This is a genomic window from Variovorax sp. P1_G12 (genome assembly GCF_056405555.1).
This window is the reverse complement of sequence record NZ_JBFUBW010000037.1, coordinates 1-17,825: the sequence shown is the minus strand read 5'-3', so window position 1 is coordinate 17,825 and position 17,825 is coordinate 1. Positions and strand designations below refer to the sequence as shown.

The window sequence follows — 17,825 nt, the reverse complement described above, 5'->3', positions numbered from 1 at the left end:
GGTGCGCCGACCTTCGGAAGCGCCTGTGGCCGACAATGCGCCGCGGCGCCGCCGGCATCATTCACCGATGCGCCAAAGGACTTCCACCATGACGATGCCCCATTCCTCGCGGCGGTGGCTGCTCGCGCCGATCGCCGCCGTGCTGCTGCTGGCCGCCTGCGGCGACAGGGCGAAGCTGCCGCCCGAAGCGGAAACCGGCCCGACGCCGACGCTGCCGGCGCCGAACCCCACCCTGCTGCCCACCGTGAACATCGCGCCCTCGGTGGGCTGGACCGACACCGCGGGCCCCACCGCGCCCGAGGGCTTCGCGGTGACGGCGCTGGCCCGCGGGCTCGACCATCCGCGCATGGTCTACGCCTTGCCCAACGGCGACGTGCTGGCGGTCGAGAGCAACCAGCCGCCCAAGCCCGCGGACGGCCACGGCGGCGGCCTCGTTGCCGAGATCCGGCGGAAGGTCACAGACCTGGTTCAGAAGCGCGCCGGCGCGGACGTGCAGAGCGCCAATCGCATCACCCTGCTGCGCGACGCCGACAATGACGGGGTGGCCGAGCTGCGGCAGGTGTTCATGCAGGACCTGGTGTCGCCGTTCGGCGTCGTGCTGGTCGGCAGCGAACTCTTCATCGCCAATGCCGACGCGCTGGTCAAGGTGCCCTACGTCGAGGGCCAGACCACCATCACCGCGGCGCCGGTGAAGGTGACCGACCTGCCCGCGGACCCCAATCACCACTGGACCAAGCACGTCGTCGCCAACCGCGAGGGGACCAAGCTCTACGTCAGCGTCGGCTCCAACAGCAACGTGGGAGAGAACGGGCTCGAGGTCGAGGCGGGGCGGGCCGCGATCTGGGAGGTGGATCTCCAGAGCGGCGAGAAGCGCCTGTTCGCGAGCGGGCTGCGCAACCCGACCGCGCTCGCCTGGGAGCCGGACACCAACGTGCTGTGGGCCGTGGTCAACGAGCGCGACGAGCTCGGCAGCGACCTGGTTCCCGACTACCTGACCTCGATCAAGGACGGCGCCTTCTATGGCTGGCCCTGGAGCTACTTCGGCGGCTACGTCGACACGCGCGTGCAGCCGCAGCGCCCCGACATGGTCGCCAAGGCCGTGGTGCCGGACTACGCGCTGGGCTCGCACCGCGCGCCGCTCGGCATCGCGTTCTCGAATCCACGCGGCATGCCGCCGGAATTCGCCAGCGGCGCCTTCATCGGCGAACACGGCTCCTGGAACCGCAGGCCGCTCGCGGGCTACAAGGTGGTCTTCGTGCCCTTCATCGGCGGCCGGCCGAGCGGCCCGCCGGTCGATTTCCTGACCGGCTTCCTGAGCGCGGACGACGAGGCGCAGGGCCGGCCGGTGGGCGTGGCGCTCGACAGGCGCGGTGCCCTGCTGGTGGCCGACGACGTCGGTAACGTCGTCTGGAAAGTCAGGAAGAAGTAGCGATTGCCGCCGCCGGGTCTCAGAACCCTGCCAGAACCACCTTGCCCTGCGCCTTGCCGCTCTCGATCAGCGCGTGGGCGCGGCGCAGGTTGGCGGCATTGATGGTGCCGAAGGCCGCGTTGGCGGTGGTGCGGATGCGGCCGGCGTCCACCAGCTGCGCGACTTCTGCGAGCAGTTCGCCCTGGCGCGCCATGTCGGGCGTCTCGAACTTCGAGCGCGTGAACATCATTTCCCAGTGCAGCGAGATGCACTTGCCCTTGAGCGCCATCGCGTCGAGCGACGGCATGTCGTCGATCACCGCCAGTTGGCCCTGGGGCTTGAGGCTCTCGATGATCTGGGCGTAGTGCTGGCCCGTCTGCGTCAGGCTGGCGACGCTGTCGACCTCGCCGATGCCCGCGGCCTTCAGCTCCGCGGCCAGCGGCTTCGCGTGGTCGATCACCGCGTGGGCGCCGAGCGCGAGGCACCAGGCGCGCGTTTCGGCGCGCGAGGCGGTGGCGATCACGCGCAACCGGGTGAGCTGGCGCGCCAGCTGGATCAGGATCGAACCGACGCCGCCGGCGCCGCCGACGATCAGCAGGGTCTGGCCGGCGCCGCCGTCCCGGGGCACGCGCAGGCGGTCGAACAGCAGCTCATAGGCCGTGATCGTGGTCAGCGGCAGCGCGGCGGCCTGGGCGTCGTCGAGGCTCCGGGGCGCCAGCGCCGCGATGCGCTCGTCCACCGCGTGCAGTTCGCTGTTGGCGCCGGGCCGCACGATCGAGCCGGCGTAGTAGACCCGGTCGCCGGGCTTGAACCGCGTGACCGCCGTGCCGACCGCCTCGACCGTGCCGGCCGCGTCCCAGCCCAGCACCCTGGCCTGGCCGGCGTCCGGCGCTGCGTTGCGACGCACCTTGGTGTCGACCGGGTTGACGGAAATCGCCTTCACGCGCACCAGCAGGTCGCGGGCGCCCGGCGTGGGATCCGGCAGCTCGAGGTCTTCGAGCGCGGCGGGGTTGTCGATGGGGAGCGATTGGCGATAGCCGATGGCTTTCATGGGGCGTCCTGGGTCGTTGCGATGCCGGGACTGTAGAGTGGCAAATAGAAATTGATAAGCCGACATTTCGAAGCATTACTTTCAAATGAAAATTGAAAATACAGCCGATCTGCAGGTGCTGGTCCACACCGCTCGGGCGGGCACGCTCACCGCCGCGGCATCGGCGCTCGGCATCACGCCGGCAGCGGCCAGCGCGACGCTCAAGCGGCTCGAGTCGCAGCTCGGCGTCCGCCTGTTCGAGCGCTCGACCCGGGCCATGCGCCTGACGCCCCAGGGCCAGACGCTGCTGGATTACGCGGTGCGCGCCTTCGAGCTGCTGGCCGAGGGCGAGTCGCTGGTGCTGGCCGACCGCGGCGCGCTGGTCGGCACCGTGCGCGTGGCGGCGCCATCGGACCTCACGCGGGTCGTGCTGCTGCCCTGGCTCGACGAGTTTCTCGACCTGCACCCGGGCCTGCAGCTGTCGCTCTCCGTCGGCGACCGGCCGCTCGACGTCACCCGCGACGAGGTCGACGTCGCGCTGCGCTATGGCCCGCTGGCCGATTCGCGGCTGGTGGCGCGGCGGCTCGCCGAATCGCGGCCGGCGCTGTGCGCGTCGCCCGCCTACCTGCGCCGCCATCCGGCGCCGCAGACGCCGCAGGACCTGCTGCAGCACAACTGCCTGACCTTTCACCGCGGCGGGCGACGCCAGCGGCTCTGGCGCTTCGTGCGCAACGGCCACTGGACCGAGGTGCGGGTGGACGGCGACCGGGTGGTCGACGACGCCTCGCTGGCGCGCGAATGGGCGCTGGCCGGGCGCGGCATTACCTTGAAGTCGGCGCTCGACCTGCAGCGTGACGTGGCGTCCGGCGCCCTGGTGCATCTGCTGCCTGAATGGGAGACCGAGCCCTATCCGCTGCACGCGCTGCTGCCCAGCGGCCGCTTCGTCCCGGCGCGGGTGCGGGCGCTGGTGGACTTCCTGGCGCTCAAGTTCGAGGCTGTCCCGGCGTGAACAGGCTCAGGCCGGCGCCGGGCCGCCCCAAGGCGGCCTGGGCCCCCCGGGGGGCAGCGACCACACGCAGTGAGGGAGCGTGGGGGCTCTGTTCTAAGATTGCCGCATGACAGCCCCCGCCAGCCGCTTCTGGTCCCAGCTCACGACGCGTGATTTCGCCGCCCTCGACCCGGCGGCGACCGTCGCGGTGCTGCCGCTCGGCGCCACCGAGCAGCATGGCCCGCATCTGCCGCTCGGGGTCGACTCCGCGCTCGCCGACGGCATCGTGGCGGCCGCGCTGCCCCTGCTGCCGGCCGAGCTTCCGGTGCTGTTCCTGCCGACCCAGCAGATCGGACTGAGCCCCGAGCATGCGCGCTTCCCGGGCACGCTGACCCTGTCGTCCGGCACGCTGATCCGGCTCTGGAGCGAGATCGGCGCCGGCGTCGCGCGCGCGGGGGTGCGCAAGCTGGTGTTCTTCAATGCCCACGGCGGACATTCGGGGGCAATGGACATCGTCGCGCGCGAGCTGCGGGCGGCGCACGGCCTGATCGTCTACAGCACCAGCTGGTTCAACCTGCCGCTCGGCGAGGCCGGCGCGCAGTTCAGCGCCGATGAGCAGCGCTTCGGTGTGCATGCCGGCGAGATGGAAACCTCGATGATGCTGGCGTTGGCGCCCGGGCAGGTGGCGATGGCCGCGGCCCGCGACTTCGGCTCCACGTCGCGCCAGCGCGCCGCCGACTACGCCATCCTCGGCAACGGTCGCAGCGCCAAGCTCGGCTGGGCGATGGAGGACTACAACCCCGAGGGCGCGGCCGGGAATGCCGCCGCCGCCACCGCTGAAAAGGGGCGGGCGCTGGTCGATGCCAGCGCCACGCAGCTGGCCGCCCTGCTGGCCGAGGTGTCGCGCTTGCCGCTGGCCACCGCCCACACGCAGCCGCTGCCCTGACCGTGACGCCACGCGCGGGTTGCCGGCGCCCGCTATCATCAAATCGGTGCCGCCTCCGGCGGTGCGCCTGCCGCCTCAACCCACACCAAGGATCCGTATGAGCATCGTCTGGACCATTCTGATCGGATTCGTTGCGGGCCTGGTGGCGCGCGCGATCAAACCGGGCGACGACTCGGCCGGCTTCATCATCACCACCCTGATCGGCATTGCCGGCTCGCTGATCGCGACCTACGTCGGCCAGGCCATGGGCTGGTACACCGCGGGTCAGGGTGCGGGCTTCATCGCCTCGGTGGTCGGCGCGATCGTGCTGCTGTTCATCTATGGCCTGATCAAGCGCAAGACCTGATCCTGCGCAGGGCGCGCGCATGCCGGTCCGCAAGACGCGCAGCCGCCATCACCACCACGTCTACGTGGTCGAGCTCGACGACCGCGTCTGGAACGTGGCGCGCTTCCGGCGTGCGAACCCCGACTATCGCCTGGGCATGCCCTTCGTCTACGTCGGCATGACCGGGCTCGATCCGGATGTGCGCTTCGACAAGCACAAGGCCGGCATCCAGGCCAACAGCTTCGTGCGTGACTACGGCTTGCGGCTGCTGCCCAGGCTGTACGCGATGTACAACCCGATGCCCTACGAAGCCGCGCGCGAGATGGAGGTCGAACTCGGCATCGCCCTGCGCGAGGCGGGTTACGGGGTCTGGCAGGCCTAGCAGGCGGCGCCCCGCGCGCGCCGAGGTTCAGGCGTAGGTGACCCAGCCCTCGTACGCCGGGCCGTCGAGGTGCGGCAGCGTGTTGTAGGTCACCAGCATGTGGCGTTTCGGCGTGAACGCGAATTCGGTCACGGCGGTATTGCGGATTCGCAGGTTGAGCTCGACGGTGGTCTCGGGACTGGTGCCCAGCACATGGCCGACGGCCGTGCTGATCGGCCCGCCGCTCGACACCACGAGCACCTTGGCGCCATGGTGCTTGTCGCGCACATGGTCGAGGGCCCTCGTCACCCCGGCCAAGAAGTCCACATAGCTCGGCATGCCCACCGGTTCGGTGCGGCCCTGCATCCAGGCGCCGAGGCCCTCGCGCAGCAGGCGGAAATGGTGGCGGTACATCTCCGGCGTGTCGGGCTTCTCCAGCTTGCCGGGATGGATGGTGGCAATGATCGCCTCGCTGTCGTATTCGTTGAGGCCGGGCCAGGGCAGCACGTCCTGGCGCTCGAGCCCCAGGCCTTGCGCGATTCCCTCCCAGGTCTGGCGATGGCGCTTCAGCGTGCCGGTGATCACCGCATCGAAGCGCATGCCGCGCTCGCGCCAGTACTCGCCCAGCCGGACCGCCTGCCTGCGGCCCAGGTCGCTGAGCTGGTCGTAGTCGGCCGCACCGAAGCTGGCCTGTCCGTGGCGCACGAGATAGAGAGTTCCCATGGCGAGCGATTCTGCCCACGAGGCTCGCCCCACGGGGTCGCGGCGGCGACGTCCGGGCCAAGAATTGACCCCCGACCAGGCTTATCGAGGCGTCGTCAAACCGAATATAAGAAGATTCTCATTCCATTGGAAGGAAAATTCCAATTCAATTATCGGAATTGAAATGATCGAATTCAGGAAGTTTTTCACGATTGATCTGTAGATTGAAAATTCTGGCCTTCTTTAGGCAGATGTCCGGTCTTCTTTCGGACAGTTCTCATATGACCAGAAAGGTGCCGGCAATACCATGAGGTCATGTTGTTGCTCTCTGCAATTAAGCGATTCACGTAATCCAGGCCGAGGGTAATTGATGGCACGCGCAGACGGGCTGCGCGGCATGGTGTCAATTGAAATCAAAAGGATCAGTCGGGTGAACAAGTCATATACCAGCGTTTGGAATGAAGCCCTTGGGGCGTGGGTCGCTGCGTCGGAACAGGTGAAATCACGAGGCAAGCGTTCGGGTGGCTCGGTCCGCCTGGGCCGCGCCGCGCGACGCATTCTCCTGGCAGCCGCGCTGCCTTCGGCCTTGCTCTTCTTTGGCTTGTCGCCTGTGGCGAATGCCGCCGGTGTGTGTGTGAACGACACCTCGTCCGCTCAGTTTTTTGGGAGTTCCACCGCACTTTCCACCGGATGCAATAGCCCTTACCTGCCCTTTTTCGGTTCGTCCGCCTATGCCATCATCGGAACCAACGGCGGCACTTTGGGACTTACCAGCGGCAAACTCTCCGTTTTTCTGGATCCCGGCATGAGCACGACCAAGAATGTCCTGTCAGGTACGGCATCCGGGAACGACGTGTTGCTCAGCGGCGTGGCCGCCGGTGCGCTGAACGCGACCAGCACCGAAGYGGTGAACGGCTCGCAATTGTTTGCGACCAACCAGAACGTGGCCGCCAACACGGCGAATATTGCGACCCACACGACCAGCATCGCCGGCAACACGACGGACATTGCCAACCTCGGCGGCCGTGTCACGACGGTCGAAGGCTCGGTGACGAACCTGACCAACGACCTGAACAACGGTCTGGTGGGCCTGGTGAAGCAGGAYGCGACGACCAAGGCGATCACSGTGGCYGGCGACAAGGCGGGCRCGTCGGTGAACTTCGCYGGCACYGAAGGTGCTCGCACGCTGAGTGGCGTGAAGGCTGGTGCGCTGAACGGGACCAGCACCGAAGTGGTGAACGGTTCGCAGCTGTTCGYGACCAACGAGAACGTGGCCGCCAACACGGCGAACATCGCGACCAACACGACCAACATCGCCGGCAACACGACGGACATCGCCAACCTCGGCGGCCGTGTCACGACCGCCGAAGGCAACATCACCACGATCGGCGACTCGGTGACGAACCTGACCAACGACCTGAACAACGGTCTGGTGGGCCTGGTGAAGCAGGACGCGACGACCAAGGCGATCACGGTGGCCGGCGACAAGGCGGGCGCGTCGGTGAACTTCGCCGGCACCGAAGGTGCTCGCACGCTGAGTGGCGTGAAGGCTGGTGCGCTGAACGGGACCAGCACCGAAGYGGTGAACGGTTCACAGCTGTTTGCGACCAACGAGAACGTGGCCGCCAACACGACCAACATCGCCAACCTCGACGGCCGTGTCACGACCGTCGAAGGCTCGGTGTCGGACCTGACCAACAACGTGAGCAGCGGTCTGGTGGGCCTGGTGAAGCAGGACGCGACGACCAAGGCGATCACGGTGGCTGGCGACAAGGCGGGCACGTCGGTGAACTTCGCCGGCACCGAAGGTGCTCGCACGCTGAGTGGCGTGAAGGCTGGTGCACTGAACGGGACCAGCACCGAAGCGGTGAACGGTTCGCAGCTGTTTGCGACCAACGAGAACGTGGCCGCCAACACGACCAACATCGCCAACCTCGACGGCCGCGTCACGATCGTCGAAGGCTCGGTGACGGACCTGACCAACAACGTGAGCAACGGCTCGGTGGGCCTGGTGAAGCAGGACGCGACGACCAAAGCGATCACGGTGGCTGGCGACAAGGCGGGCACGTCGGTGAACTTCGCCGGCACCGAAGGTGCGCGCACCCTGAGTGGCGTGAAGGCTGGTGCGCTGAACGGGACCAGCACCGAAGCGGTGAACGGTTCGCAGCTGTTCGCGACCAACGAGAACGTGGCGACCAACACGACCAACATCGCAGGCAACACGACGGCCATCGCTGGCCTCGACGGCCGTGTCACGATCGTCGAAGGCTCGGTGTCGGACCTGACCAACAACGTGAGCAGCGGTTTGGTGGGCCTGGTGAAGCAGGACGCGACGACCAAGGCGATCACGGTGGCTGGCGACAAGCCGGGCACATCGGTGAGCTTCGCCGGCACCGAAGGTGCTCGCACCCTGAGCGGTGTGAAGGCTGGCGCGCTGAACGAGACCAGCACCGACGCGGTGAACGGCTCGCAGCTGTTTGCGACCAACGAGAAACTGAGGAAGTCGGGGATCATTGACGCGAATGGCAATGCGCTGGACGTGCTGACCTATGACGCCGGTTCGAACAAGGGCAGTATCACCCTGGGTGGCGCGAACGGCACGCAACTGAAAAACGTGGCCGACGGTACGGAGAACGGCGACGCCGTCAACCTGGGTCAGCTCAAGAAGGGTGGCCTCATCGACGGCAACGGCAACACGAATGCGGTCATCTACGACGCAGACTCCAACCGCACCAAGGTCACGTTCGGTGACGCCAATGTGGCGCAAGTGCTGCTCTCCAACGTTGCCGCTGGCACGGCCAACACGGATGCAGCCAACGTCGGCCAGCTGCGTGGCGTGGCTTCCGCATTGGGCGGCGGCGCGGCCGTCGGCGCCGATGGCAGCATCGTGGCCCCGAAGTACACCGTCAACAATGCCACCTACACCAGTGTCGGCGACGCCCTGCAGGGACTGGCCGGAACCATCGACCACAACGGCTCCCGCCTGACCGTGGTCGAGAAATTGGTCGGCACGACCCAGGCCAGTTCGCACCTGGCCACCAGCGGCGACGTGACGCAGACGGCCGTGGCCAGCGGCGACAACGCGGTGGCGATCGGTGCCGGCGCGACGGCTTCGGCCAGCAACAGCGTGGCGCTCGGCGCAGGCTCGACCACCGGTAATCGCGAGAACACCGTGTCCGTCGGATCGGCAGGCAACGAGCGCGCGATCGCCAACGTGGCGGATGCCGTCATGAGCACCGATGCCGTCAACAAGCGCCAGCTCGACTCGGTCGCGGACAGCGCCAGGGCCTATACCGACCAGCGCATGAACCAGGTGCAGTCGGACATCGCCCGCGTCAAGCGCGACTCCAACGCAGCGGCCGCGGCGGCCATGGCGGTGGCGACCCTGCCGCAGTCGATCCAACCGGGCCGCAGCATGGCATCGGCTGCGATCAGCAACATGGACGGTGAGTCCGCCCTCGCCGTCGGCGTGTCGAAGGTGGCCGACAACGGGCGCTGGGTCACGAAGTTGTCGGGCACGGCCAACACGCGCGGCAATGTGGGCGTGAGCGCAGGCATCGGCTTTCACTGGTAAGTCGAAGTTCTCGACGGATTGATAAGAAGGAGCGTCACGCTGAGCGTGACGCTCCTTTTTTTTGTCGTGCGACCGTCTGGCGCGCCGGGGCTTACCAACGGTAAGCAATCGCGCTGTAGTACTTCTTCTGATGTTTCAGGGGGTGCTTTCGGACGGTTCTGATGGTCTGCCCGCGATGCGGTCCGTACGATTCATTGCAGCCCTTCACTCGAGTCGGTTGGCCGGCATGGCGGGCCGAACGCAAGCACTTTCTGCCTCGCAGCCTCGCAGCCTCGACGAATTGGCAGGGCTGACCGACATCCGCCGATCGCCGCGTCGGCAAATCATCAACGAACAAACGGGGCATGCGTGATCCGCAATGCACCAAGGGAGCCAACATGACGGCCTTGACCACCGTGGCCCTGATCTGGGGCTTTGTCATCTGGATTTTTCTGCGCGGACGATTCGGTCCGTCCAGGGAGTCCTGGGCGCGCGCCATCGCATTCAAGCCGAAGGAAGCCATGTCGCCCGAGCAGTTGTTCGGCTGCCTGCTCAGCGGCAACTTCGCCCTGCTCATGCGCGACAACTTCAACCAGATCGGGAGTTCACTGTCCGAGCGGCGCATCGGACGGGTCCTTCGGGAGCACTGGGGCATCGAGACGCGGGCGGACTGCCGTCGCGTGATCGAGTCGCGCCTCGAGAGCCTGGGAAAGATGTCGGCGGCCGAGAAGCGGGCCATCGCCGCATGGCTCACCGGCGAACCCGTCGACTCGAACGAATACGCGGCGCTCGAGGACACGTGCCTGTTCATGGCCCTGCGCGCCCACATTGCGCAAGTCGACGAGCTCCGGCAGGACCACCTGAGCATCCTCGCCTGGGACATCCAGCAACTCGCCTATCTGGTGCGCCTGGCCTGCACGGCCGGCCACGTGTCGAAGGCGTCGGCCGAGGAGGTTCTGGGGGCGCTGAAGATGCGCGCCCGCGCCCACTATGCGTCGTGGACGGACTATTCGCTGGCGGCGCTGGTCGGCCTTGGCCTGCGCGGGTCGCTCGAAGTCTTCGACCACGCGGAATGGAGGCAGTTCGCACGCACGCATTCGGTCTTCCTGAACGAACACCGCTCGCCCACCAGGAGCGCATCGCGATGGGGCGCTGCGGCCCCGCGGCGGAACGCGCCGGGCGCGCCCGCCCGCTTCGAGCCCGGCAGCCGCGGCCCGACGGCCAGCGTGGTCGCGTCATGACGCGCCCGGCTGCCATGCGGCGTGTCGGGGTGCTCGCCTATGCCCCCCGCTCGCGCGAATATCTTCGACGTGTTCTGCGCTCGCTCGGCTATGCGCCGCGGGTCTTCGCCCATCTCGATGAACTCACGGCGATGGGCCCCGCCGCATCGACCCTCGACATGCTGTTCCTCGGTGATGTGCCTGATACGGACAGTCGTGGGCGTGCGGTTGTGGCGGGCGCTCTCGCCGTGGTCGGCCCGAACGTGCCGGTGCTCCACGCGCCCCTGGACAGGCGCAGGCGCGCACGCAGTCGCGGTGAGGCGGGCGACAACATCGTCACCGCTTCGCCGCGCTTCTTCGGCGATGTCTGCAGCTCGGTCATGTCTTTCCTGGCCTCCCAGGGGATCGAAAGCGAGCAGGCGAGTTTCTCCTGGGGTGTCTACGCGTTCCATCCGCTCGAGAAGAGCGTCGCCTTCGCCGGCGAGGAAGTGACACTGGATGCAGTGGCCTTCGACGTCGCACTCGAACTCTTCTTCAACATAGGGAAGCCTGTGACGAAGAAGTGGCTCAAGCGCATGCTGCCTTCGGGCGGGCATGGCGCAGTCTGGCATCGCATCGACAACATCGCCTGCACCGTCGACGACCTGCGCGTGGCGATTCAACTGAGCGAATCGAACGGCTTGACCCTCGACCCCCTGGGCGACACCGGCTACCAATTGCGGCGCGTGCAACGGGCCGCCGCCAGAAGATCCCCGTCAGAACGCTCGGCCCCTGATCGGTTTCACCTGGAGCTTTGACCAGGGATCGTTTAGTCTCCCCCGGTTTGCTTGTCATCTCGGGGGGAGATTCCATGGTCACCAAGGTCGATCTGGTCGTGCGGGGCCTCAATTCAAGCACCGTCACGATGGTGTTGACTTGCGTGCTGGGTGTTGCGGGCTATTTTTTTGGCCAGCCGATGGCCATCGAGCTGCACTGGTTCTGGATGGCGCTGGGATCGCTCTGCATCATCGTCCTGTCGGTCATGCAATTCCTGCGCAATCGAATCAGCCAACGCCGGGACGACGAACTCCACGCCATCCTCGACGCCGTCCCTCATGTCCTGTTTTTCAAGGACACCGCCTTGCGCTATCGCGAAGTGAACGCGGAGTTCGAGCGCTTGTTTCATATCGACAGAGCGGCCGCGATCGGCGCGGGCGACATGGCGCTCTTCGGCCCCGAGCTTCGCGATCGCTTCGTGGCCCAGGACAAGGAACTGATGGCTTCGCAAGAGGCACGCACCTTCGACGAGGAGATGTGGATCGATGGCGAAGTCCGCAGCATCCAGTCGCGCAAGCAGCCGGTCCGCGATCGCCGCGGAAAGCTGCGTGGCGTGGTCGGCGTGGCCATCGATGTGACCGAGCAGAAGAAGCTGCAGCGTCAACTCGAGGACGCACTCGACGGGCTGAGCATTGCGCTGGAAGCTGCGCGCATGGGCACCTGGGAGCTGGACCTGAGCACCGGCGAGCTTCATGCCGATGAGCGCAGCAGGCAGGTGCTGGGCCTGGAAGGCAGCCATGTCGATGTGTCGATGGTGTACGCCCGGATGCATCCCGATGACAGGCTTGAAGTCAAGTCCCGTGTCGATCGCGCCATCACGCAGAAGAATGTGGCAGCCTACGTATTTCGCATCGTCGACGATTCAGGGGCGATCCGGTGGGTGGAGGGCTTCTCGTCGCCCAATCGCATGCGCCGGGGAAACAACCACCTGATCGGCGTCAACCGGGACATCACCGAGCGCCGCCTGGGCGAACTCGCCATGAGCGAGGCCAAGTCGCAGGCAGAGCGGGTGCTGGCGAAACTCGAGGAATCGCAGCTCGAACTCGAACTTGCCCTCGGCAGCGGCGGGCTGGGTGTGTGGCGTTCGGTCATTCCCTTGCGCAAGGGTGCCAGCCCGACGGGCCGCGAACTGCTCGCGACCCTCATCGCGGCCGATCCCAAGGTCCGCGAAATCTGCGGCCGCGATGCCGACTTCAGCTATCGCGACATGTTCAGGTTGCTGCACTCGGACGATCGCAGGCGAGCGGCCGTCGCACTGAACCGGGCCTATCGAAAAGGGGTCGGCGCCTACCGCGATCAGTTCCGCATCTGCAACCGTGACGGCGTGGTGCGTACGGTCGATGTGCGAGGCCACGTGACGACGGGCGCGGAGGCAGGCAGCGATCGGGTGCTGGTCTCGTTCACCGGCATCGCCAAGGACATCACCAGGGAGGAGGCGCTCAAGGCGGACCTGATCACCAAGGCCGAGGAGGCGCGATCGGCACTGGACGCCAAGGGCCAGTTCCTCGCCATGATGAGCCATGAAGTCCGTACGCCCCTCAATGGGGTGCTGGGAATGATCGATCTGGTGCTGGACACCCCGCTCGCGCAAGACCAGCGCGCCATGTTGCAGCGCAGCCGCGAATCGTCGGTGGCGTTGCTCACGATCATCAACGACATCCTCGATTTCTCGAAGATCGAGGCGCGCAAGCTGAATATCGAAAACCGTGCGCTGTCGCTGTCCGGACTGATCGAGGACGTGTGCGAGACGCTGCGGCCGGAAGCGATGCCCAAGGGTATCAGCCTTGATGTCGAGATCGATGAGCAGATACCGCAATTTGTCATTGGCGACTCCGTGCGGCTGCGGCAGGTGCTCACCAATCTGATCGGCAATGCGATCAAGTTCACACATCGCGGCGGGGTCAAGGTCGGCGCCCACAAGGGCGTCGACGGCTCGCTGCAGTTGACGGTGGAAGACACCGGCATCGGCATCGAGCCGCGAGCCATTGAGTCGCTCTTCCAGCCCTTCGAGCAAGCCGACATCGCCACCACCCGGCGCTACGGAGGCACCGGACTCGGACTCACGATCGTCAAGCAACTGGTCGAGCTGATGGGCGGCGGCGTCGGCTGCGAAAGCGAACTGGGCAAGGGCAGTCGGTTTACCGTGAGTCTGCCCTTGCGACCCTGGATCCCGAGCGCGGGCGCCCTGTCCGGGCAGGTTCGGTCAGCGCGCTCTTCGTTCGGCCAGGCGAAGACCGCCGCGGCCGGGCCAGGGTCGGAGCCGATCGGTCGCGGGCGCAAGCTGCTGCTGGCCGAGGACCATGAGATCAATCGCGAAGTCCTCACGCTGCAGCTCGCCAAGCTCGGCTTCGCCTGCGACTGCGCCGAAGACGGCGAGCAGGCCTGGGACATGCTGATGTCCTCCCATGGCGGCTATGCGATGCTGCTGACCGACTGCCACATGCCGCGGCTCGATGGCTACGACCTGACGAAGCGGCTGCGTGCTCACGAGGCAAGGCTCGGAGCCTCGAGATTGCCGATCGTCGCACTGACGGCCAACGCCTTGCAGGGCGAAGCCGAGCGTTGCCTGGCGCTCGGCATGGACGCCTATCTGACCAAGCCCTTGCAGCTTCATGAACTGCGGCATGCGTTGGTCGAGATCCTGGAGCGGCAGTCCGCGGGTGCTGCAGCCACGGCATCCGGCCCGCCGGCCACCGGATCATCGGAGCCGACGGACGCGGTCTATCCGGCTCTCATGCAGCTGTGCGGCGGAAGCCTCGACAAGGTCGCCAAGCTGGTGCGCATCTTCGTCGCCGCCACCGAAGAGGATCTGAAGGCGATGGACCAGGCCGCCGCGCACGAGGATCTTCCGCGCTTGCGGCAGTTGGCGCACAGGCTGAGCTCAGCTTGCCATCAACTCGACGAGGCCAAGGCGGTCAGCGCATTGCGGGCCGTCGAGCGGCAGGCCGAGGCCGACGGGCCCGAATCGGAAAAGGCCGTCCTCGCGCTGTATGGCCCGACGCGGGAAGCGCTGGTGTCGGCGCTGGCAAGGGCGTCGGCGTTCGTTCGGATGCATGGCCCTGGCGCCTGAAACAATGCGCCGCACGATCCATCGGTGCGAGGGCCGGCAAGGCCTCCGCTCAGGAATTCATGCCGTTCTCACGCGCATAGACATAGATTTCGAGATCGTTCTTGAGACCGAGCTTGACCATCGCGTCCGACTTCTGCCGACTGACCGTCTTCACGCTGCGAGCCAGGCGTTCGGCAATGCCCGTCACCGTCAAGCCGGATGCGAACAGGCGAATCACTTCGAGCTCGCGCGGTGAAAGCCGCGCGGATTCGCCCGCAGCCGAGTCGAACTCGCTTTGCAGCAGGCCTTGCCTGAAAGTGGTGCTGATGTAGTTGCGGCCCTGGGCCACTGCCTGGATCGCGAGGGAGATCTCCGCCATGCCGGACGCCTTGTCGATCAGCCCGCGAACGCCGGCTTCCAGGATGGCGCCGTGCACGCCGACGTTGCCGATCATCGTCAAGACAACGATCGGCAGATCGGGATGGTCACGCCGGATGCGTTGAAGCAAGCCGAGGCCGTCTGCCGCCTCGCCGCCCGGCATCGAAAAATCGGTGATCAGCAGGTCGCAGGGCGTTTGGCGCAACGCCGCCAACAGCGTGTCCGGTGAGTCGGCCTCGGCCACCACCTCGATCTCGCTGCTGTTCTCGAGCAGCATCCGCACCCCGGCCAGGATGATCGGGTGGTCGTCCGCGATGATCACGCGCATTGTCATTTCGATCAGACCTTCCTGTCGGAGTGGCACGAAGGCTGTTCAAGAGGATGCCGCCGCGTCCGCGTGAATGCGAGTCCGCAATGCTCCTGCATGAAGACGGTGAGAAGTGTCGCGCGACCGACCATGACCCAACCTATCGCCTGCGCCGGCGGATTGTATCTATTTTTGTCGGGCGTCCGCCCAGTCCTTCGCCGGGGCTGCGAGTGGTCGTCGCACGGGCTCGGTGCAAGCCAGAAATGCACCAACGCTCGGCCTTTTCGTGAAGCGATCGCGGCGTTTTCTCATTCCCTATTGAATCCACTTTTACTAGAGTTCTGAGTCTCAAGCGCCGACGGCAGAGCGTGGTCCGAGAGTGCTCGGAAATCGCGCGGCAAAGGTGACTCAATGGCGTCTCAATAGTGCCTTCAATCCGCTTGATCACTGAATCGAATTGCGCGATGCAGTTTCGATTCGATCGATCGAGCGGTGAGCGCGCAAACGCCATCGTTTTCAGCTTGTGGAGTTATCAGTCGCACCCGATTGCGGTTCGGCGGCAAGTCTGTCGGGCTTCTCATTGCCCGGCATCTGCCGTTGAAAAACGAATTTCGGTTTCATTTCATTTTCATTAGACGCGAGCATCCAGTGGCTACAAAAAAGACGGCAGTTGTTATCAACAAGAATGGCAGGAACGCAGGCGAGGCGGTGGCCTTGGACGGGAAGTTGCCTGTCAAGGTCAAGGCTTTGCCCAACGTCAAATACCTGCTCAAGGACGAGAGTGGCGTTGCGCCAGAAAACGCGACCCTGACGCGTGTCGGCGATGACCTGCAGTTGACTTTGGAGGGCGAGACCAGCCCTGCCTTGATTTTGGAAGGCTACTTCCTGCTGGCCGAGCCTCCGGGCCTGTTCGGCGTCGCGGAAGACGGCCAGCTCTATGCGTATGGCCGGACCGATGGGGCGGGTGCGATCTTCTCGTTGGCCGACGGGGACATGACGGCGGTCGCGCTGGCTGGCGATCCGGTCGCTCCGGGTACTGCGGGCAGTGATGACGACAACGCCGGTGTCTTCTGGCCCCTGCTCATGCTCGGTGGTCTGGCGGCTGGCGGCATTGCGGCGAGCAACTCCGGTTCTTCGGACTGGGTCGAGCCTGCCCAACCCACGCCCGATCCCAAGCCCGAACCCGAGCAGCCAAAGCCCATCTCCGCGCCGCCGCAGGCGGGCGCCATCGACGACGTCGGTCCGATCACCGGCGCGATCTCGGACAAGGGCGCGACCGATGACACGCGCCCCGAATTCGTCGGCAATGGCACGCCTGGCAACACCATCACCATCTACGATCAAGGCAAGGTGATCGGCGAGGTCGTCGTCGACGGCAATGGCAACTGGAGCTTTACCCCGACCGAGGATCTGCCCGAGGGATCGCACTCGATCACCACCACGGAAAGCGACAACAACGGCAACACGAGCGATTCTTCGGACCCCTTCGAGTTCGTCGTCGACCTGACGCCCCCGAGCAAGCCCAGCGTGGGCGGGGCCATCGACAACATCGGCACGATCGTCGGCGAGATCCCCGCCGGTGGTGTCACCGATGACAGCCGCCCTGGGTTCTTCGGCACGGGCGAGCCCGGCAGCACGATCACCATCTACGACAAGAACGATGTGGTGCTCGGGCAGGTCGTCGTCGACGACAAGGGGGACTGGACTTTCTCCCTTGATGACAAGAGCGGCGCGCTGGAAGACGGTCGGCACTCGATCACCATCACGGAAACCGACAAGGCTGGCAACGTGAGCGAGCCTTCGGATCCCTTCGAGTTCGACGTGGACACCGTGCCGCCCAAGGCGCCGGATGCGCAGATTGATGGCGCGGTCGACGAGACCGGCCTGGTCAACACCGACAAGCCCACGCTGAGCGGCAAGGGCGAGCCTGGCGACACCATCGTTGTGACCTACCCGGGCGGCGAGACGAGCGAGACGACGGTGCAGCCCGACGGCACCTGGGCCGTACCGGCGCCGGCGAACCCGCTGCCCGAGGGCGGCGGCACCGTCGTGGTCACCGAGATCGACGACGCCGGCAACAGCACCGTGATCAAGGTGCCCGTGAATGTCGATACGCAGGCGCCCTCTGCCCCCGAGATCGGTTCCGTGCTGGACGACGTTGCGCCGGACGAGGGCTTTCTGCAAAGCGGCCAGTCGACCAACGACACCCAGCCCACGCTGAGCGGCACGGCCGAGCCTGGCAGCAAGGTGACGGTGATCGACAACGGCAAGGTGCTTGGCACGGCAGACACGGATCCGGTGACCGGCGCGTGGACGTTCACGCCCCAGGATCCCCTGGCCGAGGGTGAGCACACCTTCGAAGTGACGGCGACCGACSCGGCGGGCAATACCAGCGCCGGSAGCCAGTTTGTGGTCGACGTCGACACGWCGAAGCCGAMAAMGCCCGGCGTGGGYGATGGTCAAGGGCTKGAGAGCGTGATCGACGACGTCGTAGAGATCACCGGCCCGATTTCCAAGGGCGGCGTCACGAACGATGCCAAGCCCGAATTCACTGGCAATGGCACGCCCGGCGACACCATCACCGTCTACGACAACGGCAACCCGATCGGCGAGGTCGTCGTCGACGACAAGGGTCGCTGGACCTTGACCCCGGCCGAGGACCTGGCCGAGGGACCGCACGCGATCACCATCACTGAAACCGACAAGGCCGGCAACGAAAGCGATCCTTCGGAATCCTTCGGA

The 17,825-nt window shown here is 66.2% G+C and carries 13 protein-coding genes and 1 pseudogene; 11 read left to right on the top strand and 3 right to left on the bottom strand.

What is annotated here, in order from left to right:
* Positions 1 to 88: 88 nt before the first annotated feature.
* Positions 89 to 1,429 carry a PQQ-dependent sugar dehydrogenase gene (locus tag AC1D2O_RS31180; RefSeq protein WP_478092385.1) on the top strand — a complete coding sequence of 447 codons (1,341 nt, stop codon included), beginning with the start codon at positions 89 to 91 and terminating at the stop codon, positions 1,427 to 1,429.
* A gap of 19 nt (positions 1,430 to 1,448) precedes the next feature.
* On the opposite strand, the gene AC1D2O_RS31175 is transcribed toward AC1D2O_RS31180, so the two are convergent.
* The gene (locus tag AC1D2O_RS31175; RefSeq protein WP_478092383.1) at positions 1,449 to 2,459 is read right to left on the bottom strand and encodes a zinc-binding alcohol dehydrogenase family protein; all 1,011 of its coding nucleotides are present in this window, start codon (positions 2,457 to 2,459) and stop codon (positions 1,449 to 1,451) included.
* A gap of 85 nt (positions 2,460 to 2,544) precedes the next feature.
* Here AC1D2O_RS31175 and AC1D2O_RS31170 point away from each other — a divergent pair, with 85 nt between their 5' ends.
* The 4 genes from AC1D2O_RS31170 (at position 2,545) to AC1D2O_RS31155 (ending at position 5,079) form a co-directional block, all read left to right on the top strand.
* A complete protein-coding gene (locus AC1D2O_RS31170; RefSeq protein WP_478092381.1) occupies positions 2,545 to 3,447 on the top strand; it encodes a LysR family transcriptional regulator in 903 nt (300 codons plus the stop codon).
* Positions 3,448 to 3,553: 106 nt separating this feature from the next.
* Positions 3,554 to 4,372, top strand: a complete 819-nt coding sequence (locus AC1D2O_RS31165; protein WP_478092379.1) for a creatininase family protein — start codon at positions 3,554 to 3,556, stop codon at positions 4,370 to 4,372.
* Positions 4,373 to 4,469: 97 nt separating this feature from the next.
* The gene (locus AC1D2O_RS31160; RefSeq protein ID WP_478092377.1) at positions 4,470 to 4,718 is read left to right on the top strand and encodes a GlsB/YeaQ/YmgE family stress response membrane protein; all 249 of its coding nucleotides are present in this window, start codon (positions 4,470 to 4,472) and stop codon (positions 4,716 to 4,718) included.
* A gap of 19 nt (positions 4,719 to 4,737) precedes the next feature.
* Positions 4,738 to 5,079, top strand: a complete 342-nt coding sequence (locus AC1D2O_RS31155; protein WP_478092375.1) for a hypothetical protein — start codon at positions 4,738 to 4,740, stop codon at positions 5,077 to 5,079.
* A 27-nt stretch (positions 5,080 to 5,106) separates the two neighbouring features.
* On the opposite strand, the gene AC1D2O_RS31150 is transcribed toward AC1D2O_RS31155, so the two are convergent.
* Positions 5,107 to 5,781 carry a histidine phosphatase family protein gene (locus tag AC1D2O_RS31150; protein WP_478158445.1) on the bottom strand — a complete coding sequence of 225 codons (675 nt, stop codon included), beginning with the start codon at positions 5,779 to 5,781 and terminating at the stop codon, positions 5,107 to 5,109.
* Positions 5,782 to 6,130: 349 nt separating this feature from the next.
* Between AC1D2O_RS31150 and AC1D2O_RS31145 the strand changes: the two are divergent.
* The 5 genes and pseudogenes from AC1D2O_RS31145 to AC1D2O_RS31125 all read left to right on the top strand — a co-directional run.
* A pseudogene (locus tag AC1D2O_RS31145) lies at positions 6,131 to 6,322 on the top strand (ESPR domain-containing protein); the annotation flags it as partial.
* Positions 6,323 to 6,565: 243 nt separating this feature from the next.
* Complete coding sequence (locus AC1D2O_RS31140) at positions 6,566 to 9,334, top strand: YadA family autotransporter adhesin (RefSeq protein WP_478158457.1); 2,769 nt, start codon at positions 6,566 to 6,568, stop codon at positions 9,332 to 9,334.
* A 377-nt stretch (positions 9,335 to 9,711) separates the two neighbouring features.
* The gene (locus AC1D2O_RS31135; RefSeq protein ID WP_478158444.1) at positions 9,712 to 10,554 is read left to right on the top strand and encodes a DUF1266 domain-containing protein; all 843 of its coding nucleotides are present in this window, start codon (positions 9,712 to 9,714) and stop codon (positions 10,552 to 10,554) included.
* Positions 10,551 to 11,330, top strand: coding sequence for a hypothetical protein (locus tag AC1D2O_RS31130; RefSeq protein WP_478092393.1), 780 nt, complete (start codon positions 10,551 to 10,553; stop codon positions 11,328 to 11,330). Before AC1D2O_RS31135 ends, AC1D2O_RS31130 begins: the two co-directional genes overlap by 4 nt.
* A gap of 53 nt (positions 11,331 to 11,383) precedes the next feature.
* Positions 11,384 to 14,419, top strand: a complete 3,036-nt coding sequence (locus AC1D2O_RS31125; RefSeq protein WP_478158443.1) for an ATP-binding protein — start codon at positions 11,384 to 11,386, stop codon at positions 14,417 to 14,419.
* Positions 14,420 to 14,468: 49 nt separating this feature from the next.
* Here AC1D2O_RS31125 and AC1D2O_RS31120 read toward each other — a convergent pair whose 3' ends face one another.
* Positions 14,469 to 15,110 (bottom strand): response regulator, encoded by a 642-nt coding sequence (locus tag AC1D2O_RS31120; protein WP_478090688.1) that lies wholly within the window; start codon positions 15,108 to 15,110, stop codon positions 14,469 to 14,471.
* Positions 15,111 to 15,731: 621 nt separating this feature from the next.
* Between AC1D2O_RS31120 and AC1D2O_RS31115 the strand changes: the two genes are divergently transcribed.
* Positions 15,732 to 17,825, top strand: a 2,094-nt coding sequence (locus AC1D2O_RS31115; RefSeq protein WP_478158442.1) for an Ig-like domain-containing protein, incomplete at its 3' end; no start/stop codon positions are given.